Source organism: Microtetraspora sp. NBRC 16547 (assembly GCF_030268965.1).
Lineage (GTDB): Bacteria > Actinomycetota > Actinomycetes > Streptosporangiales > Streptosporangiaceae > Microtetraspora.
This window is the reverse complement of sequence record NZ_BSSE01000039.1, coordinates 1-16650: the sequence shown is the minus strand read 5'-3', so window position 1 is coordinate 16650 and position 16650 is coordinate 1. Positions and strand designations below refer to the sequence as shown.

At 71.7% G+C, this 16650-nt stretch carries 14 protein-coding genes; 7 read left to right on the top strand and 7 right to left on the bottom strand.

The features are described 5' to 3' along the window. Positions 1-2: 2 nt before the first annotated feature. Positions 3-584 (top strand): GNAT family N-acetyltransferase, encoded by a 582-nt coding sequence (locus QSK17_RS32730; RefSeq protein ID WP_285709871.1) that lies wholly within the window; start codon positions 3-5, stop codon positions 582-584. 16 nt (positions 585-600) lie between these two features. Here QSK17_RS32730 and QSK17_RS32725 read toward each other — a convergent pair whose 3' ends face one another. Continuing rightward, on the bottom strand, positions 601-1278 hold the full coding sequence (locus tag QSK17_RS32725; protein WP_285709869.1) for a TetR/AcrR family transcriptional regulator: 678 nt from the start codon (positions 1276-1278) through the stop codon (positions 601-603). An 81-nt stretch (positions 1279-1359) separates the two neighbouring features. Here QSK17_RS32725 and QSK17_RS32720 point away from each other — a divergent pair, with 81 nt between their 5' ends. Then, complete coding sequence (locus tag QSK17_RS32720; RefSeq protein WP_285709866.1) at positions 1360-2505, top strand: FAD-dependent monooxygenase; 1146 nt, start codon at positions 1360-1362, stop codon at positions 2503-2505. On the opposite strand, the gene QSK17_RS32715 is transcribed toward QSK17_RS32720, so the two are convergent. Together QSK17_RS32715 and QSK17_RS32710 are read right to left on the bottom strand one after the other, a co-directional pair. Then, positions 2480-3334, bottom strand: a complete 855-nt coding sequence (locus QSK17_RS32715) for a DMT family transporter (RefSeq protein WP_285709864.1) — start codon at positions 3332-3334, stop codon at positions 2480-2482. The genes QSK17_RS32720 and QSK17_RS32715 overlap by 26 nt on opposite strands. A 105-nt stretch (positions 3335-3439) precedes the next feature. Continuing rightward, entirely contained in the window at positions 3440-3799 is a 360-nt protein-coding gene (locus tag QSK17_RS32710; protein ID WP_285709862.1) for a VOC family protein, read from the bottom strand. A 151-nt stretch (positions 3800-3950) separates the two neighbouring features. On the opposite strand from QSK17_RS32710, the gene secA2 reads away from it, so the two are divergent. Further along, a complete protein-coding gene (gene secA2, locus QSK17_RS32705; RefSeq protein ID WP_502889336.1) occupies positions 3951-6209 on the top strand; it encodes an accessory Sec system translocase SecA2 in 2259 nt (752 codons plus the stop codon). A 3-nt stretch (positions 6210-6212) separates the two neighbouring features. On the opposite strand, the gene QSK17_RS32700 is transcribed toward secA2, so the two are convergent. Further along, positions 6213-8009, bottom strand: a complete 1797-nt coding sequence (locus QSK17_RS32700; protein WP_285709857.1) for a SulP family inorganic anion transporter — start codon at positions 8007-8009, stop codon at positions 6213-6215. Between the two features lie 180 nt (positions 8010-8189). On the opposite strand from QSK17_RS32700, the gene QSK17_RS32695 reads away from it, so the two are divergent. After that, on the top strand, positions 8190-8741 hold the full coding sequence (locus QSK17_RS32695; RefSeq protein WP_285709855.1) for an MFS transporter: 552 nt from the start codon (positions 8190-8192) through the stop codon (positions 8739-8741). 113 nt (positions 8742-8854) lie between these two features. Continuing rightward, positions 8855-9598, top strand: coding sequence for a YcnI family copper-binding membrane protein (locus tag QSK17_RS32690; protein ID WP_285709853.1), 744 nt, complete (start codon positions 8855-8857; stop codon positions 9596-9598). Positions 9599-9698: 100 nt separating this feature from the next. Here the strand turns inward: QSK17_RS32690 and QSK17_RS32685 are convergent, their stop codons facing one another. The 3 genes from QSK17_RS32685 to QSK17_RS32675 all read right to left on the bottom strand — a co-directional run bounded on the left by QSK17_RS32685 (position 9699) and on the right by QSK17_RS32675 (position 13403). Further along, positions 9699-11981 (bottom strand): FdhF/YdeP family oxidoreductase, encoded by a 2283-nt coding sequence (locus QSK17_RS32685; protein ID WP_285709849.1) that lies wholly within the window; start codon positions 11979-11981, stop codon positions 9699-9701. Between the two features lie 98 nt (positions 11982-12079). Then, positions 12080-12787, bottom strand: coding sequence for a nucleoside/nucleotide kinase family protein (locus tag QSK17_RS32680; protein ID WP_285709846.1), 708 nt, complete (start codon positions 12785-12787; stop codon positions 12080-12082). Between the two features lie 79 nt (positions 12788-12866). Continuing rightward, positions 12867-13403 carry a 2'-5' RNA ligase family protein gene (locus QSK17_RS32675; protein ID WP_285709844.1) on the bottom strand — a complete coding sequence of 179 codons (537 nt, stop codon included), beginning with the start codon at positions 13401-13403 and terminating at the stop codon, positions 12867-12869. 117 nt (positions 13404-13520) lie between these two features. Between QSK17_RS32675 and QSK17_RS32670 the strand changes: the two genes are divergently transcribed. Together QSK17_RS32670 and QSK17_RS32665 are read left to right on the top strand one after the other, a co-directional pair. Further along, the gene (locus QSK17_RS32670; RefSeq protein WP_285709842.1) at positions 13521-14150 is read left to right on the top strand and encodes a GNAT family N-acetyltransferase; all 630 of its coding nucleotides are present in this window, start codon (positions 13521-13523) and stop codon (positions 14148-14150) included. A 469-nt stretch (positions 14151-14619) separates the two neighbouring features. Beyond that, positions 14620-16650, top strand: a 2031-nt coding sequence (locus QSK17_RS32665) for a DUF222 domain-containing protein (protein WP_285709840.1), incomplete at its 3' end; no start/stop codon positions are given.

Genomic DNA, 16650 nt, shown 5'->3' with positions numbered 1-16650 from the left:
GCATGACTACGAAGATGCCCGAACCCGTCGTGCTCGACGGCGATGTCGTCCGGCTCGTGCCACTCGCCCTCGACCACGCGCCCGACCTGACGGCCGCACTGGACAGCGACGAGGAGGTCTGGCGGTGGCGGCCGAGCCGCATGCCCGCGTCGGAGGCCGACATGCGGCGGATGATCTCGGGGCTGCTCGGCGATCCGGAGACCACCCAGTTCGCGGTCATCCTGAAGGAGACCGGGCGGGCGATCGGCTCCACCGGCTTCTGGGACGTGAGCGGCTTCGACGGCAGCGTGGAGATCGGCTCGACGTGGTACGGCCGGGCGTACTGGCGCACCGGGGTGAACACCGAATGCAAGGTGCTCCTGCTCGACCACGCCTTCGGCCCGCTGGGCCTCAACCGCGTCGTGCTCAAGACCGACATCCTCAACCTCCGGTCACAGGCGGCCATCGAGCGGATCGGCGGCGTGCGCGAGGGGATCCTCCGGCGGCAGTGCCGCCGCGCCGACGGCACCTGGCGGGACAGCCCCTGCTACTCGATCCTCGACGACGAGTGGCCCGCCCACCGAGCCCGCCTCACCTCGCGCTGAGACTGCGCTGAGGCTGCTACGGCGTCCCTCTCGTTAGGACACCCCGGAGGAACTCGGTGAAGGCCGCGCGCAGGTCATCGAGGGAGGGCGCGGCCCCCGCGCCCACCACCGCGTCGAACAGGATGCCCTCCACGAAAGCCACCGCCTGGCGGCCGTGCCGTACCGGATCGGACGACCCGGCGGCGGCGAGTAGCGTGACCGCGGGCGCGCGGAAGCCGCGCCCGGCCTGGTCGTAGATCTCGCGCAGCTCGGGCCTGCGGGTCGCCTCCAGCGCCAGCTCGTAGCGCGCGATCGTGACGTGCCGGTCGCGGTTCAGCGCGCGGTGCATCACCTGGGCCAGCACCTCCACCAAGATGCCCGGCTCCATCGCCCTGCCCGCACTGCCATCCGGGCCGCCGCCCGGACCGCTATCCGTGCCGCCATCCGGACCGCCGTCCGGGCCGCCGTCCGGGCCGCCGTCCAGGCCGCCGTCCCTGTCCGGCGTGAGGTCGGCGAAGACCTCCCGCTCCAGCTCGGTGAGCCGGGCCAGGGTGAGCCCGAGGAGCGCGGCGCGGGTGCGGGCGTGGTTGGACGTCGACCCCGGCGGCAGCCCGGCCGCCTCGTCGACCGCCCGATGGGTGAGCCCGCGCATCCCCCGCTCGGCCAGGATCGCGATGGCCGCGTCCCCGATGAGCATCACACGCTGGTTGAGCATGCCTGGATACTACAGCCGTAGTGACGGTCACTACATCCGTAGTACGCTCCTCACTACAGACGTAGTGACACGGGAGGCGTCATGGCACGGGCATTGGTGATCGGTGCGGGAATCGGCGGGCTCACGGCGGCGGCCGCGCTCCGGCTACGCGGCTGGGAGGTGACGGTGTGCGAACGGGCGTCCTCGATCGAGCCCGTCGGCTCCGGCCTGGCGGTCGCGCCGAACGCGCTCCGGGCGCTCGACACACTCGGCATCGGCGGCCAGATCAGGAAGCTGGCGGCGTTGCAGGGCACGGCGGGCGTCCGGCGGGCGTCCGGCGGGTGGCTGTCGCGGACCAGCGCCGAGGCCGCCCAGGCGCGCTACGGCGACCCGACCGTGCTGCTCCTGCGGTCGACGGTCGTGGACCTGCTCGCCGACCTGCTCCCGCCCGGCGCCCTGCGCCTGAACACCACCGTCCACGGCGTGGACACCTCAGGCCGGGTCACCACCGACGCCGGCGATCTGGACGCGGACCTGGTCGTCGCCGCCGACGGCATCCGCTCATCGGTGCGCCGCGGTCTCTTCCCCGCTCACCCCGATCCGGTGTACTCCGGCGTGACGGCCTGGCGGTTCGTCGTCCCAGGAAGCGAGGTCACCGGATCGGAGTCCTGGGGCCGCGGGCTGATCTTCGGCGTCATGCCGCTGGCAAACGACCAGGTGTACTGCTATGCCACCGCGGTCGTCCCTCCGGGAGAGGGCCACGGGGACCCGGAAGCCGAGAAGGCGGAGCTGCTGCGGCGGTTCGGGAGCTGGCACGCCCCGATCCCCGCGCTGCTGGCCCGCGTCGACCCCGCGAAGATCCTGCGGAACGACGTCTTCTTCCTGGACACGCCCCTGCCCGCGTTCCATCGGGGCCGGGTCGCACTGCTCGGCGACGCCGCCCACCCGATGACGCCGAACCTGGGCCAGGGGGCCTGCCAGGCGATCGAGGACGCGGTGGTCCTGGCGCACCGGGTGAGCGAGGGCGCGTCCGTCGTGGAAGGCCTCGCCACCTACACCCGCGACCGGCTGCCGCGGACGTCGCGGATCGTCCAGCGGTCGGCCGCCATCTGCCGCCTCACCCGGTGGACGAACCCGCTGGCCGTCGCCGCGCGCGACGGCGTGATCTCCCTCGCGGGGAGGGTGGGCACGACCGCCGCCCTACGTCAGGCGGACACGCTGTTCAATTGGCGGCCGCCGACGAGCTGACCGGAACGGAGGCGGGCGCCTTGCGGGAATGATCCGGGGACAGCCGGCCCAGCGTCACCGTTCCGCCGATCAGGACGGCCGCGGCCAGCAGCGCGGGGATCGCCTGACCGGTGCCGGTCGGCAGCGACTCCCCGAGGAGCACCGCCCCCGCGGCCACCGAGGTGATGGGGTCGACCACCTGGACGCCGGCATACGCGATGCCGAAGTAGCCCACGGCGTACGACTTCTGCAGCAGGACCACGGCGCAGACGAGCAGCACGGGGATGGCCAGGGTGAACCAGTGCAGCAGCCGGGAGAGGTCGCCGTGCAGCCCCCCGCCGACGACGCGGACGAACGTGGACACCGTGGCGGTGACCGATCCGGCGCCCACCGACATCGCCAGGGCCTTGCCCGGTCCGCGCAGGAACCTGGCGATGCCGAAGCTCACCGCAACGATGAGGGCGACGCACCCGATCAGGCCGAGCGCGGCCCCGTCGGAGAGCGACGGCGTGACGTTGTGCGCGGGCACCAGCAGCATGAGGCCGAGCAGCCCGGCCGCCACCGCGACGGAGCCGAGGATCTCGGCCCGATGCGGCCGGCGGCCGTGCAGCATGGCGGCGAACGGCACCGCGAAGACGAGCGTGGCGACGCTGATCGGCTGCACCACGACCAGCGGCGCGACGCTCAGCGCCACCGCGTGCAGGCTCGCGCCGATGAAGCCGATGATCCCGCCGATCCACCAGCGCGGCCGTTTGACCAGCTGGAGGGTGGCTCCGTCTCGAACGGCCTCGAACTGCTGCAAGGCCGCGCCCAGCGCGTATCCGAGCGCACCGACCAGGGCGATGGCCACTCCCGCCAAGATCATGGGCGCCGGCCGGGGAATCGTTCGTCGTGGGATCTCACCACGTCAGCTTAGGGAAAGAATCTACTGTCCCTGCCACCGCCGCCGCTGAAATCACGACCTTTCGGGGCAGACGCAGAACAGGTGGCCCTCCGGGTCGGCGAGAACGGTCCAGCCGTCGCCCGGCTGGAACTCCGGCTTGGTCGCCCCCAGCTCGATGTACTCCTCCACGGCCTTCGCCACGTCGGGGACGCGGAAGTCGAGGTGGAACTGCTTGTCCGGGCCGGGCCAGGAGCCGGGCTTCCGGTCGGGGACCCGCTGGAAGTAGATGCTGGTGGTCCCGTCGCCGATCCCGGCATACTCCTGCTCGGCGTACTGGACCTCGAAGCCGGTGATCTGGGAATAGAACTCAGCGAGCCGCTTCGGCTCGGCGCAGTCGATGGTGAAGGCGATCAGTTTCGCGATGGTCGTCATGGGCCCTACTCTGCCCGCCATACCTGTCAGGTCGTGTCATGAATATTTCGCACTCAAAAGATCGTTGGGTTTGAATGGCTCGGGGAACCGGACAGACGAAACCCAGTCCGGCAAACAACTTGTTGGAGCTGGCATGGCCTGGGTGCCGCAGATGATCAGACGCCTCCTCGAAAAGCCGGGAAGCGTCGACCTGGCGCGGTTCCAGGCGACCGTCGCCGAGGCCGCGCGGCTGGAGTCCGAGGTGGAGGCGCGGCCCGACCTGCCGGCCCCGACCGGTCCGGCCGTCGGCACCGCCGAGTTCTGCGCGGTGGTCCGCGAGGCGGCCAAGCGCACGCTCGGGCAGCGGCCGTACGACGTGCAGCTCGTGGGCATGCTGGCTCTACTGGACGGTCACGTCGCCGAGATGGCGACCGGCGAGGGCAAGACCCTGTCGGGGGCGCTGGCCGCCGCCGGGTACGCGCTGCGAGGCCGGCGGGTCCATGTGATCTCGGTCAACGACTACCTGGCCCGCCGGGACGCCGAGTGGATGGAGCCGCTGTACGCGTCCCTCGGCCTCACGGTCGGCTGGATCGGGCAGAGCTCCACCCCCGCGGAGCGACGCGAGGCGTACTCCCGGAACGTGACGTACGCGGCGGTCAGCGAGCTCGGGTTCGACGTGCTCCGCGACCGGCTGTGCACCGACCCGGCCGACCTGCAGGTCCCGGCGCCGGAGGTCGCGCTGGTCGACGAGGCCGACTCGGTGCTGGTGGACGAGGCCCGCGTGCCGCTGATCCTCGCGGGAGCCGCCGATCCCGGCCAGGCCGCGCCCGAGATGGCCGCCCTGGTCCGGCGACTGTCCAGGGGCTACCACTTCGAGATCGACGAAGAGGGGCGCAACGTCTTCCTCACCCCCAAGGGCACCGACACGGTGGAGAAAGCCCTGGGCGTCGACCTCTACGACCACCCGCACACGGTGACGGAGGTCAACCTCGCGCTGCACGCGCACGCGCTGCTCACCCGCGACGTGGACTACATCGTCAGGGACGGCCGGGTCCACCTGATCAACCCCTCGCGGGGCCGGGTCGCGCTGCTGCAGCGCTGGCCGGACGGCCTCCAGGCGGCGGTCGAGGCCAAGGAACGGCTGGCGCTGTCGGAGACCGGGGAGATCCTCGACTCGATCACGATCCAGGGCCTCCTCACCCGTTATCCCGAAATATGCGGCATGACGGGTACGGCGGTCGCCGTCGGCGAACAGCTCCGCGAGTTCTACGACCTGAAGGTCGCGGTGGTCTCGCCCAACCGCCCCTGCGTCAGGGTGGACGAGCCGGACCGGATCTTCGCCTCCGCCGACGACAAGGTCGCCGCGATCGTCGAAGAGATCGCCGCCCAGCACGCCACCGGCCGTCCGATCCTGGTCGGCACACTCGACGTCGCCGAGTCCGAGCGCCTCGACCTGCGGCTGCGCGCGCGGGGCCTCGCGCCCGTCGTGCTCAACGCCAAGAACGACGCCGAGGAGGCCGCGATCATCGCCCGGGCCGGGGCGCGTGGCGCGATCACCGTGTCCACCCAGATGGCCGGGCGCGGCACCGACATCCGCCTCGGCGACGCGGGGACGACCGACGACCGCTCGGAGCAGGCGGTCAAGGACCTCGGCGGCCTGTATGTGATCGGCACCGGCCGGCACGACAGCAGCCGGCTCGACGACCAGCTCCGGGGCCGCGCCGGACGGCAGGGTGACCCGGGCGGCTCGGTCTTCTTCGTGAGCGGCGACGACGAGCTGCTCACCGCCTACGCTCCCGACCTGGCGCTGCCCGTCGCCGACCCCGACGGCGTCGTACGGAGCCAGCACGCCGGGTGGACGGTGGGGCACGCGCAGCGGGTCGCGGAGGGAGCCAACCTGGAGATCCACCGGAACACCTGGCGGTACACCCGGCTGCTCGAACGACAGCGAGCCGAGCTCCTGGAGCAGCGCGACCGCGTCCTGCACGGCGACGCGGGCGCGCGGGCCCTCGCGACCGCCTGTCCCGAGCGGTACGCCGAGCTGTGCGGATCCGCCGGGGAGGCCGCCGTCGAGCGGGCCGCCCGCCAGATCGTGCTCTTCCACCTGGACCGCTGCTGGACCGAGCACCTCGCCCACATGGCGGACATCCGCGAGGGCATCCACCTGCGGGCGCTCGGCCGGCTCAACCCGCTCGACGAGTTCAACCGGGAGGCGGTCCCGGCGTACCGTCACCTGATCGACGAGATCGGGCGGCGGTCGAAGGAGACGTTCGAGACCGTGGACGTCACCCGCGACCTGGCCGGCCAGGGGCTGGGCCGCCCCACGGCGACCTGGACGTACCTGGTCCAGGACAACCCGTTCGGCTCGGAGTGGGACCGGGTGCTCTCACGCGTCGCCGCCGCGCTGAAGGGCCGCCGCCCGAAGCGGTGATCCTCACGGCGCGATCGCCGTCTCCGCACGATCCCCCGGAGCAGACGATGCGGCGGGCGGGGTCAGCAGCGTACGGGCATGGGCGATCGCGGCGGGCGTGTCGGAGAAGACCAGGCCGTCCCTCCGGAGATGGTCGGCGATCCCGAGCGCGGCGAGGACCTGGTCGTGCCCGGGCCGGATGCCGGACAGCAGGACGGCGACGCCCCGCCGCTCCAGCCGCGTGATCACGTCGCCGAGCACGCCGGCCCCTGTGGCGTCGATGGTCGACACGCGGGACATGCGGAGGATGACCACGCGGACGTCCGCGACCTCCGACAGCTCCAGCAGGAAGCGGTGCGCGGCACCGAAGAACAGCGGCCCGTCGAAACGGTAGGCCACGATGTGCTCGCCGAGCAGCCGCCGCTCCTCGGCGTCGTGATCCGCGGCACCGTGATCCGCAGCACCGTGATCCGCGGCACCGTGATCCGCAGCGTCACCGCTCACGGCGGCGTCCTCGCCTTCCAGCGGCACCCGCTCGACCCGGACGCTGCGCGCCACCGCCCGCAGCGCGAGCACGATCGCGACGCCCACGCCCACCGCGACGGCGGTGACCAGGTCGAACAGGACCGTGACGGCGAAGGTCAGGACCAGCACGACGGCGTCGCTCCGGGTGGATCGGGCGATGGCCCGCAGGGAGCCCACCTCGACCATCCGTACGGTGGTCGCGATCAGGACCCCGGCCAGCGCCGCGAGCGGGATCTTCGCGACCAGGCCGCCCGCGGTGAACACGATCATCGCGAGCACGGCGGCGTGGGTCAGCGCCGAGACGCGCGAGCGGGCGCCCGACCGGACGTTGACCGCAGTACGGGCGATCGCGGCGGTCGCGGGAATGCCGCCGAACAGCGGCGCGGCCAGGTTGGCGATCCCCTGCCCGAACAGCTCCCGGTCGGGGTCGTGCCGCTCGCCCACGCTCATCGCGTCCGCGACCGACGCGCACAGGAGGCTCTCCAGCGCGGCGAGCGCGGCCACCGCGAGGGCCGAGGGCAGCAGGACGGTGACCGCGCCGAGATCGACGAAGCCGAGGGACGGCGCGGGCAGCCCAGGGGGCAGCGCCCCGATGCGGACGACGTCGAGCCCGCCGGCCTGCGCGACCGCGGTGGCCGCCGCCACCGCGATCAGCGAGAAGGGCACCGTCGGCCGGTATCGCGCTCCCAGCAGCATCACCGCCGCGACGGCGAGCGCCATCAGCGGCGCCGCCGGGTGCGGATCGGCCGCGAACCGGGCGACGGCGTCGGCGGCCACCTGCCAGACCCGCTCGCCCGAGGCGCCGGCGACACCGAGCGCCGCGGGAACCTGCTGGAGGGCGATCACCACGGCGATCCCCGCCGTGAACCCCTCGATGACCGGCATCGGCATATAGCGGGCGAACCGGCCCACCCGGGCGATCGCGAGGGCGACGAGCACGAGCCCGGCGAGCAGCCCCACCATGAGGACCCCGTCCGCTCCGTACTGCCGCATGATCGGCAGCAGGACGACCGTCATCGCGCCGGTCGGGCCGGACACCTGGAGGTTGCTGCCGCCGAAGACGGCGGCCAGCGCGCCCGCCACCACGGCCGTGGCCAGGCCGGCCTGCGCGCCGAGCCCGGAGCTGACGCCGAACGCGAGGGCCAGGGGAAGGGCGACTACGGCGACCGTGAGCCCGGCGACCAGGTCGCGTCCCGGACTGCGGCGGGCCTGCCTCCAGTCGGCGCGCGTGGGGAGCAGCCCGCGCAACCTGGCCCGAATTGAAAGTGCGGCCGTGTGGGAGTGGAGCACCGGCATGTAGTGGTCCTCAATTGAAGAATTTTGCACATCAGCATACGTTCACCAGCGGACTCGGCCGACAGGCGGGCCACCCGCCGTCGCCGGCGGAAGGCCACAAACAGGACCACTGCCGGTTACGAGATGGAACCTTCGAGGAAGAGACGGGCCAGGGACTCTCTGTGAGAGCATTTGGGCGTCATGCGTGCCCGCCTCCCCCTGCGCCTCACCCGCGCCGCCGCCTTCTCGGCTGTCTGCGTAGGTCTCGGCGTTTTCGCGCACAGGTTCGCGGGAGGGGCCGGGCCCACACCGGGCGCGCTGGCCGTCGGCGGCACGGTCATCATGGCGGCCGCGGCCGTACTGGCGGGACGGGAGCGATCCCGCGGGACCATCACCGCCCTCCTCGCCGGAGCGCAGCTCTTCCTGCACCTGCTGCTGAGCCGGAGCGCCGAGGTGGACGGGCTCGCCGTCCCCGCGCACTCGCACCGCCTCGGAGTGGAAGCCGGGATGGTCGCCGCGCACCTCACCGCCACGCTGGTCACCGGGTGGTGGCTGGCCCGCGGCGAAACGGCGTTGTGGTGCCTGCTCCGCAGGCTCGGCGCGTCCGCGCTGCGCCCGCTGACCGCCGGGCACGTGCCCCCCGCGCCGGTCGTCCCGTTCGTCCGGATCACGGCCGCGCCCGTCCGCCTGACCGGCCGGACGCTCAAGCACGCGCTGGTAGTGCGTGGCCCGCCCGTTCTCTCCGCCTTCTGACGATCCACGCGCGACCGCGCGCTCCCGGACCGGGTCCTTCTCCCCGTCCTTGGAGACACGACCAGACGGTTCGCGCTCTTTCGGTATCCACGCAGACGACTGGAGAACCTCCCATGACATTGACCACCGCCGCCCGCCGCACCGCAGCCGTCACCGCCGGTGCCCTCGCCGTCACGCTGGGCCTCGCCGTGCCCGCCCTCGCCCACGTCACGGTCAACCCCGGAACCGCGGTGAAGGGCTCCTGGTCCAAGCTCGCCTTCCGCGTCCCGAACGAGCGGGACAACGCCTCCACCACCAAGATCGAGGTGGAGTTCCCGACCGACAACCCGCTGCCCTTCGTGTCCGTCCGTCCGGTCCCGGGCTGGGACGTGAAGGTGATCGAGGGCAAGCTCCCCGCTCCCGTGGTGTCCGACTCCGGCGACACCATCACCGAGTCGGTCCTGAAGATCACCTGGACCGGCGGCAAGATCGGCCCGGGCCAGTTCCAGGAGTTCGAGGCGTCGGTCGGCCCGCTGCCCACCAAGGTGGACGAGCTGACGTTCCCGACCACCCAGACGTACTCCAACGATGAAGTCGTGAAGTGGGCCGACCCCGCCAAGCCGGACGGCTCCGAGCCGGACCACCCGGCGCCGACCCTCAAGCTGGTCGCGGCAGACGACGACACGGCCGGCGGCCACGGCGCGACGGCCTCCTCCGCCGCTCCGTCCGTCGCCGCCTCGAACGCGGAGGCGGCCTCATCGGACACCGGCGGCTCGTCGTCCGACGGCACCGCACGGCTCATCGGCGCGATCGGGATCGTCGTCGGCCTCGCCGGCACCGCCGTCGGAGTGGCCGGGCTGCGCCGCCGGTCCCAGTGACCGGCCCAGTGACCGACACCGTGACCGATACCGTCGCCCGATCGCAGTGACACGAAGGCCCGCGTGGACTCCGCCACGCGGGCCTTCGCCGTGATCCCGGTCAGGCGGTCGCCGTACCGGACCGGCTGAGCCGGACGACGACGCTCTTGGACGTGGGAGTGCCCGACGTCTCGGCCACCGAGTCCAGCGGCACGAGCACGTTCGTCTCGGGGAAGTACGCGGCGCAGCAGCCGCGCGCGGTCGGGTAGGCGATGACCCGGAACGCCTCGGCCCGGCGCTCCCCGTCGGGCCACTCGCTGGTCAGGTCCACCAGGTCGCCGTCGGCCAGGCCGCGCTCGGCGAGGTCGTCCGGATGGACGAAGACCACGCGCCTGCCGCCGCGCACGCCGCGGTAGCGGTCGTCCATGCCGTAGATCGTGGTGTTGTACTGGTCGTGGCTGCGCACGGTCTGCAGCAGCAGCCGGCCCTCGGGGACGCGCAGCACCTCCAGGGCGTTCACGGTGAAGTTGGCCTTGCCGGTCGCCGTGGGAAAACGCCGCTCGTCGCGCGGCGCGTTCGGCAGCGCGAAGCCCTCCTCGGCCCGGGCGTTGAACTCGTCGAACCCCGGGATCACCCGCTCGATCCGGTCGCGGATCGCGCCGTAGTCGGCGGCGAACTCTGCCCACGACACCTTGTCATCCGGCCCGAACAGCTCGCGGGCCAGCCGGCAGACGATCTCCACCTCGGACAGCAGGTGCGGCGAGGCGGGCCGCAGCCGTCCGCGCGAGGCGTGGACCATGCCCATGGAGTCCTCGACGGTGACGAACCTGTCGCCGTCCCGTTCCGTACGGCCCAGCGTGGGCAGGATCAGCGCCTCCTCGCCGCACACGGCGTGGGAGCGGTTCAGCTTGGTCGACACCTGGACGGTGAGCCTGGCGCCGCGCATCGCGGCCTCGGTCACCTCCGTGTCCGGCGTGGCGGCGACGAAGTTGCCGCCCATCGCGAAGAACACCTTGGCCTGCCCGTCGCGCAGCGCCCGGATCGCCTCGACGGTGTCGAACCCGTGGTCGCGGGGCGGCTCGAACCCGAACTCGTCCCTGATCGCGTCGAGGAACGCCTTCCCGGGCTTCTCGTAGATGCCCATGGTGCGGTCGCCCTGGACATTGGAGTGCCCGCGCACCGGGCAGACACCCGCGCCCGGCCGGCCGACGTTGCCGCGCAGCAGGAGGAAGTTGACCACCTCGCGGATCGTGGGGACCGAGTTCTTGTGCTGGGTGAGGCCCATCGCCCAGCAGACGATCACGGACTTCGCCGCGAGCACGTCCTTGGCGGTCTCCTCGATCGCGGACCGGTCGAGGCCGGTGGCCTCGTCCACCTCGGCCCAGTCGAGGTCGCGCAGGCGCGCCGCCCACTCCTCGAAGCCGTGGGTGTGCTCCTCGACGAACTCCTTGTCGATCACCGTTCCGGGGGCGGCCTCCTCGGCATCGAGCAGCAGCCGGGACAGCGCCTGGAAGAGCGCGAGGTCGCCGTTGAGCCGGATCTGCAGGAAGCGGTCGGCCAGCGTCGTGCCGCGCCCGACCACCCCGGACACGCGCTGCGGGTTCTTGAACCGCAGCAGCCCGGCCTCGGGCAGCGGGTTCACCGCGATGATCCGCGCGCCGTTGCGCTTGGCCATCTCCAGTGCCGAGAGCATGCGGGGGTGGTTCGTTCCGGGGTTCTGCCCGACGACGAAGACGAGGTCGGCGCGGTGCAGGTCGCCGAGCGACACCGTGCCCTTGCCGATGCCCAGGGTCTCGTTGAGCGCGGAGCCGCTGGACTCGTGGCACATGTTGGAGCAGTCCGGCAGGTTGTTCGTGCCGAACCTGCGGACCAGCAGCTGGTAGACGAACGCCGCCTCGTTCGAGGTGCGGCCGGAGGTGTAGAACAGCGCCTCATCCGGGCCGGCCAGCGCGCGCAGCTCGCGCGCGATGACGGCGAACGCGTCGTCCCAGCTCACCGGCGTGTAGTGGTCCGACCCGGCCGGCTTGTGCATCGGCTCGGCGAGCCGCCCCTGCTGGCCGAGCCAGTAGTCCGTACGGCCGGCCAGCTCGCTCACGGAATGCGCGGCGAAGAACTCGCGGGTGACCCTGCGGGTCGTGGCCTCCTCCGCCACCGCCTTCGCACCGTTCTCGCAGAACTCCGCGGGGCTGCGGTGGTCGCCCTCCGGCCAGGCGCAGCCGGGGCAGTCGAACCCGTGCTTCTGGTTGACCCTGGCCAGGGTGAGGAAGGTACGCCCGGCGCCCATCTGGTCGTACGACATGCGCAGCGACTTCGCCACCGCCGGGATCCCGGCGGCCCACTCCTTCGGCGGGCCGACCTCGAGGTCCTTCTCGGTGACGTCCTCGTCCGGTGCCTTCCTCGCCACGTCGCCCTCCTTGCCACGCCCACTGCCGGTCACCCGATTGCCCGACGTTTCGCCCATTGTCTACTAAGTCCCATATGAGGGCCAAGCGGTCCCGGTGATCAGCCGTCCAGGCGTATGCGCAGGTCAGCTCTTCCCGCGGTGGGCCCGATCAGGGCCGCGTTGCGCTCGTCACTGCCGGTGGCCCACGCCCGCGCCTCCTCCGGCGGCTTGCCGAACGCCGCGTGCCTGGCGGTGAGACGGTCGAGCCGGAGCTCGTCCGCGACCTCCACGTACCACACCTCGTCGAGGAGAGCGCGGATCCGGCCCCACGGCTCCTCGTCCAGCAGCAGGTAGTTGCCTTCGGTGATCACCAGCCGCGCGGTCCTGGGGATGGGGACGGCCCCGGCGACCGGCTCCTCGATGGCCCGGTCGAATGTCGGCGCGTACACGACGGGTTCCCGCCCGCCCCTGATCCGCTCCAGCAGGGCGAGATATCCCCAGGCGTCGAACGTCTCCGGCGCGCCCTTGCGGTCGCGGAGCCCCAGCCCGGCGAGCACCTCGTTGCTCAGGTGGAAGCCGTCCATCGGGGCGAGCACCACGGCCCCCGGCAGCCGGAGGTTGAGCGCCTCGGTGAGCGCGGCGGCGAGCGTCGACTTGCCCGCCCCCGGCTTGCCGGCGATCCCGAGTACCGCGGGGCGGCCGCCGTCGGCGGCCCCGGCCGGCGTCACGGCCAGCGCCACGGCCAGCGCCACGGCCCGGCGCACCAGGTCGGGCCGTCCGTCCGCGCCCATACCGCTCATGCCGTCCGGCTGCGCAACGAGGTCCATCGCCGCTCCTCATCTCCGGGTCGTCGGGGACTTGCAGGCTAGCCGCTTGAACCCGGCCGGGACGTGGACGGACCAGCGGTCACGGCTCACGCAGCGGGAACACGGCCTCCTGGTGCCACCGGTCGCCGTCGAAAACCTCCAGCGACACCGAACGGGCGTACGCGACGACCGGGAGGCGGGCCGCGATCTCGACCTCGATCGCGTCGAGATCCTCGCCGTCGGCGACCGTCATGTGCGGGATCACGTCGTCGAACTGCCCCCGGTACGGCGGAGCCTCCGGCCAGCGCGCCGCGACAGCCTCGGTGAGCGCGACGAACCGCCCCTTCGGCTCGGGAACGAGGTAGAGGATGCCGGGAAAACGCCCGCACCGGCCGAACCGCGCCTCGAACGACGCGTGCCCGGCGAACAACTCCCGCAGTTCCGTCACCACCCGCCCGTCGATCCGCGCGTGCTCCAGGAACGGGTACAGCACCGTGACGTGGGCGGGCACGCCGTACGCCGCCGCGGGGTCGAAGCGCTCGCGCCAACGGCTGACGATCGGCTCCGCCTCGGGCATCTTGACGATGAGGGAGGTCTCCCCCGCCGCGAACGGTGAGGGCGTCCTGCTGGTGGTCACATCGATCCTCGAAGGTACGGCGGTGCGCTTGGCACTCCGAAAGCAACGATAGAAAGAAATGCGGGCGCCGTCATGTCACGGGTGCCGTCATGCCCGCTGTCAGGAACAATCCCGGGCATGCGTCACTGGCCACTCCTTGATCTCCGCCTGACGACACCTCGTCTCGAACTCCGCCTGCCCACGCTCGATGATCTAGATGAACTCGCGGACTGCGCGCTCCAGGGCGTGCACGACCCGGGATTCATGCCGTTCCTCGTCCCGTGGACCGACGTGCCGGGCGACGAACTCTCCGGGCAGGTGATCCGCCACCACCTCGCCTGCCTGGCGAACTGGACGCCCGGCAGCTGGCGCTGCAACTTCATGGTCGTCCACGAGGGAAAGGTCATCGGCACTCAGACGCTGCGTGGGACCGACTTCGCGACGACCCGGGAGGTAGGCAGCGGCTCCTGGCTTGGCCGGGCTCACCAGGGCAAGGGCATCGGCACCGAGATGCGCGCCACCGTACTGCACCTGGCCTTCGCGGGGCTCGGAGCGGAGAGCGCGATCACCGCGGCGTTGACCGGCAACGAGGCGTCGCTCACCGTCACGCGCAAGCTCGGCTACCAGCCCAACGGGTTCGATTATGTGGCCGTACGCGGCGAGCGGGTCGCCGATCAGAAGTTCCGGCTGCTCAGGGAGGACTTCGTCTCCCCCGTGCCCGTGGAGATACATGGCCTGGACGCCTGCCGTACGGACTTCGGGCTCTGATCCGTAGATCCGTCGCCGAGCCGCCAAGTCATCCGTGAAGATCGAGCACGTTGCTCGACGGTGTTTCGATCACCACGGAGAGCTCTTCCATCGACACGTCCCGGACGTGTGATTCGCCGTACGTAACCTGTCGCTGCGCTGCGGTGGGTGGTTGTTCCGGCGCGCCGTGATAGTTGCGTCCTGGTGATGCCGCTCTCGCGGCCATCGCGGGCGCGGTTGTTGCTGGCACGGTCTCACGCGCGCCTCCACAACCACCCACCTCCGCTCCGCTCGCCGCCGCCTCCAGTTCGCCGCCGCACGACCCCTGCCTCGTCACTGCCCAGCGCCAGCGCTCGCTTCGCGCTGCCTGCTATCCGTCGCGCTCCCAATAGTTATTTGGGGAACTGTGATTCCAGGTGAATGTTTTCCGGACCTTTATCGAGGTCGCCTGGGAAGCGTTTTTGTCGGTGGTGGTTGTTAGCGTTCCGGTGTGATTATCGAACGGCAGCCGATCCCCGCCGGCCTGGAGCTGATGGCCCCCGGCGTGGAGCTGGCCGCCGTGCTCGATGGGATCGATATCGCCAGGCTGGACGGCTTCGACGCCGTCATCGTCATGCAGGCATACGCCCGCCTCGAAGCGCACATGCAAGCCCGGAAAGCCACCGTGATGGCCGAAGTCGGCCTGTATGAGATTTCCGTCTCCGGCATGGAGAAAATGGCGGAGCCGGACAAGAACTCACCCGATGAGGTCAGGTCGGCGTTGGGGCTCACCCGCCGGGCTGCCGAGCGGGAATACGGGTTCGCCTACGACCTGAAAATCCGTCTCCCTCGGGTGCGGGACGCCTTGTCGGCGGGTTTGATCGACAAGGCGCGGGCGGTGGTGTTCTGCGACTGGCTGGAAGACGTCCCCATCGAGCTCGCCCGCGCTGTCGCCGATCATCTGCTGCCCAAGGCGGGCAAGTGGACGACGAGTGAGCTGCGGGAGAAGATCAAGAAGTTGTTGATCGCCGCGGATCCGGCCTGGGCGCGCCGTAAGTACGAGCGGGCTGTTCACCAGCGGCGGGTGATCGGGGTGCGGCATGCCGATGGCTCGGCGAGCATCACCGGCGAGCAGTTGCCGGTGGATCAGGCGGCCGCTGCGATCGCCCGGGTGGATGCGATCGCGGTGCGGGCGAAGAAGAGTGGCCTGCACGCCCCGATCGATCATGTCCGGGCGGATGTGTTCCTCGGCCTGCTTGAGGGCAGCATGTCCGGCCTGGACGACGACGCGATCATCTCCGTCCTGTTCGCCAACGCCGCCCGCAAGGCGGCCGGTGAGGAGGACGACTACGATGACCAGCTCTCCGACGCCCCCTTCGACACCCCCGGCCCCCAAGGCGCGGACCCCGACCCCCACGGCGCGGACCCCGACCCCCACGGCGCGGACCCCGACTCCCACGGCGGGGACGACCCCGACTCCCGCGGCGGGGACGACCCCGACCACACCGGCGACGACTTCGACGGCGACGACGACGACGACGGTGGCAGTGGCGACGGAGACCGGGACGGAAGCAAGAGCGACGGCGACGGCCGCGCGGACAACCCCGACGACGGCAATGGCGGCGGCGGTGGCCGTGGTGACGGTGGCCCTGGCGGTTGTGGCGCTGGCGGCGCGGACGACCCCAATGACAGCGACGACGGCGATGGCGGCGATGACGGCTGTGGCGATAGCCACGCGGGCGCCCCCGATGACGGCAACGGCGGCGGCGGTGGCTGTGGTGGCGACGGCGACAGCGGCCGGGACGGCAGTAAGGACGACGGCGATGGAGACCGCGGCCATGGTCGCGGCCGTAGCCGTGGTGACGGTGGCGCTGGGAGTGCTCAGGGCAGCAGCGTGAAGTCGAGCGCGGGCGTGGTGGAGCCGGTGGGGTTCGCGGCGGGTGAGCTGCGGGTTCAGGTCTCCACGCTCATGCACCTGGACGACCTGCCCTCAGAGCTTGCCGGGTGGGGGCCGATCCACGCCCATCTGGCCCGCAGGCTCGCCAAACGACAGATCGGCGGCGAGTGGCGGTTCGCCATCTGCGATGGCGACGGTCACCTCCTCTACGCCGGGATCACCCGACGCCGCCCTGCGGGGTGGCCCCGCCGCCCGACCCCTCCACCGCCGTCACCTCCCGCATCCCGCCCGGCCGCCGGTCGCGAACAGGACTCCGGCCCCGCGGGCGGCCGCGGTTCCCCGCCGGCGCTTAGTCCGGCTTCAGCCGCGCCGTACGCGTCCGATTCCTGTGAGGTGCCCGGCCCCGGCCGCGTGCCTGGCATCTCATCCACGCCCCGCCCCGCAGCTGATACCGCTTCCGCAGACATCGGCGGGACAAGGGCGAAGCCTGCCCGCGAGTCGGACCAGGAGCCAGAAGGGGATCCCCGCGCGAAAACAGCGTCGGTTCGTCGTCGTGGGATCGTCGAGTTGCAGTTCCCGTTGTCGCTGCTGCGGGCGCTGTACGCCGACATCTACGCCCAGGGCGGCTGGGCCGGTGTGATCGCT

What these genes read in the sequence shown, in the direction of transcription:
- QSK17_RS32725 (WP_285709869.1), bottom strand. Translation starts at nt 1,278, where the DNA reads ATGCTCAACCAGCGTGTGATGCTCATCGGGGACGCGGCCATCGCGATC.
- QSK17_RS32700 (WP_285709857.1), bottom strand. Translation starts at nt 8,009, where the DNA reads ATGCCGGTGCTCCACTCCCACACGGCCGCACTTTCAATTCGGGCCAGG.
- QSK17_RS32670 (WP_285709842.1), top strand. Translation starts at nt 13,521, where the DNA reads ATGCGTCACTGGCCACTCCTTGATCTCCGCCTGACGACACCTCGTCTC.
- QSK17_RS32730 (WP_285709871.1), top strand. Translation starts at nt 3, where the DNA reads ATGACTACGAAGATGCCCGAACCCGTCGTGCTCGACGGCGATGTCGTC.
- QSK17_RS32720 (WP_285709866.1), top strand. Translation starts at nt 1,360, where the DNA reads ATGGCACGGGCATTGGTGATCGGTGCGGGAATCGGCGGGCTCACGGCG.
- secA2 (WP_502889336.1), top strand. Translation starts at nt 3,951, where the DNA reads ATGATCAGACGCCTCCTCGAAAAGCCGGGAAGCGTCGACCTGGCGCGG.
- QSK17_RS32695 (WP_285709855.1), top strand. Translation starts at nt 8,190, where the DNA reads ATGCGTGCCCGCCTCCCCCTGCGCCTCACCCGCGCCGCCGCCTTCTCG.
- QSK17_RS32710 (WP_285709862.1), bottom strand. Translation starts at nt 3,799, where the DNA reads ATGACGACCATCGCGAAACTGATCGCCTTCACCATCGACTGCGCCGAG.
- QSK17_RS32680 (WP_285709846.1), bottom strand. Translation starts at nt 12,787, where the DNA reads ATGGACCTCGTTGCGCAGCCGGACGGCATGAGCGGTATGGGCGCGGAC.
- QSK17_RS32690 (WP_285709853.1), top strand. Translation starts at nt 8,855, where the DNA reads ATGACATTGACCACCGCCGCCCGCCGCACCGCAGCCGTCACCGCCGGT.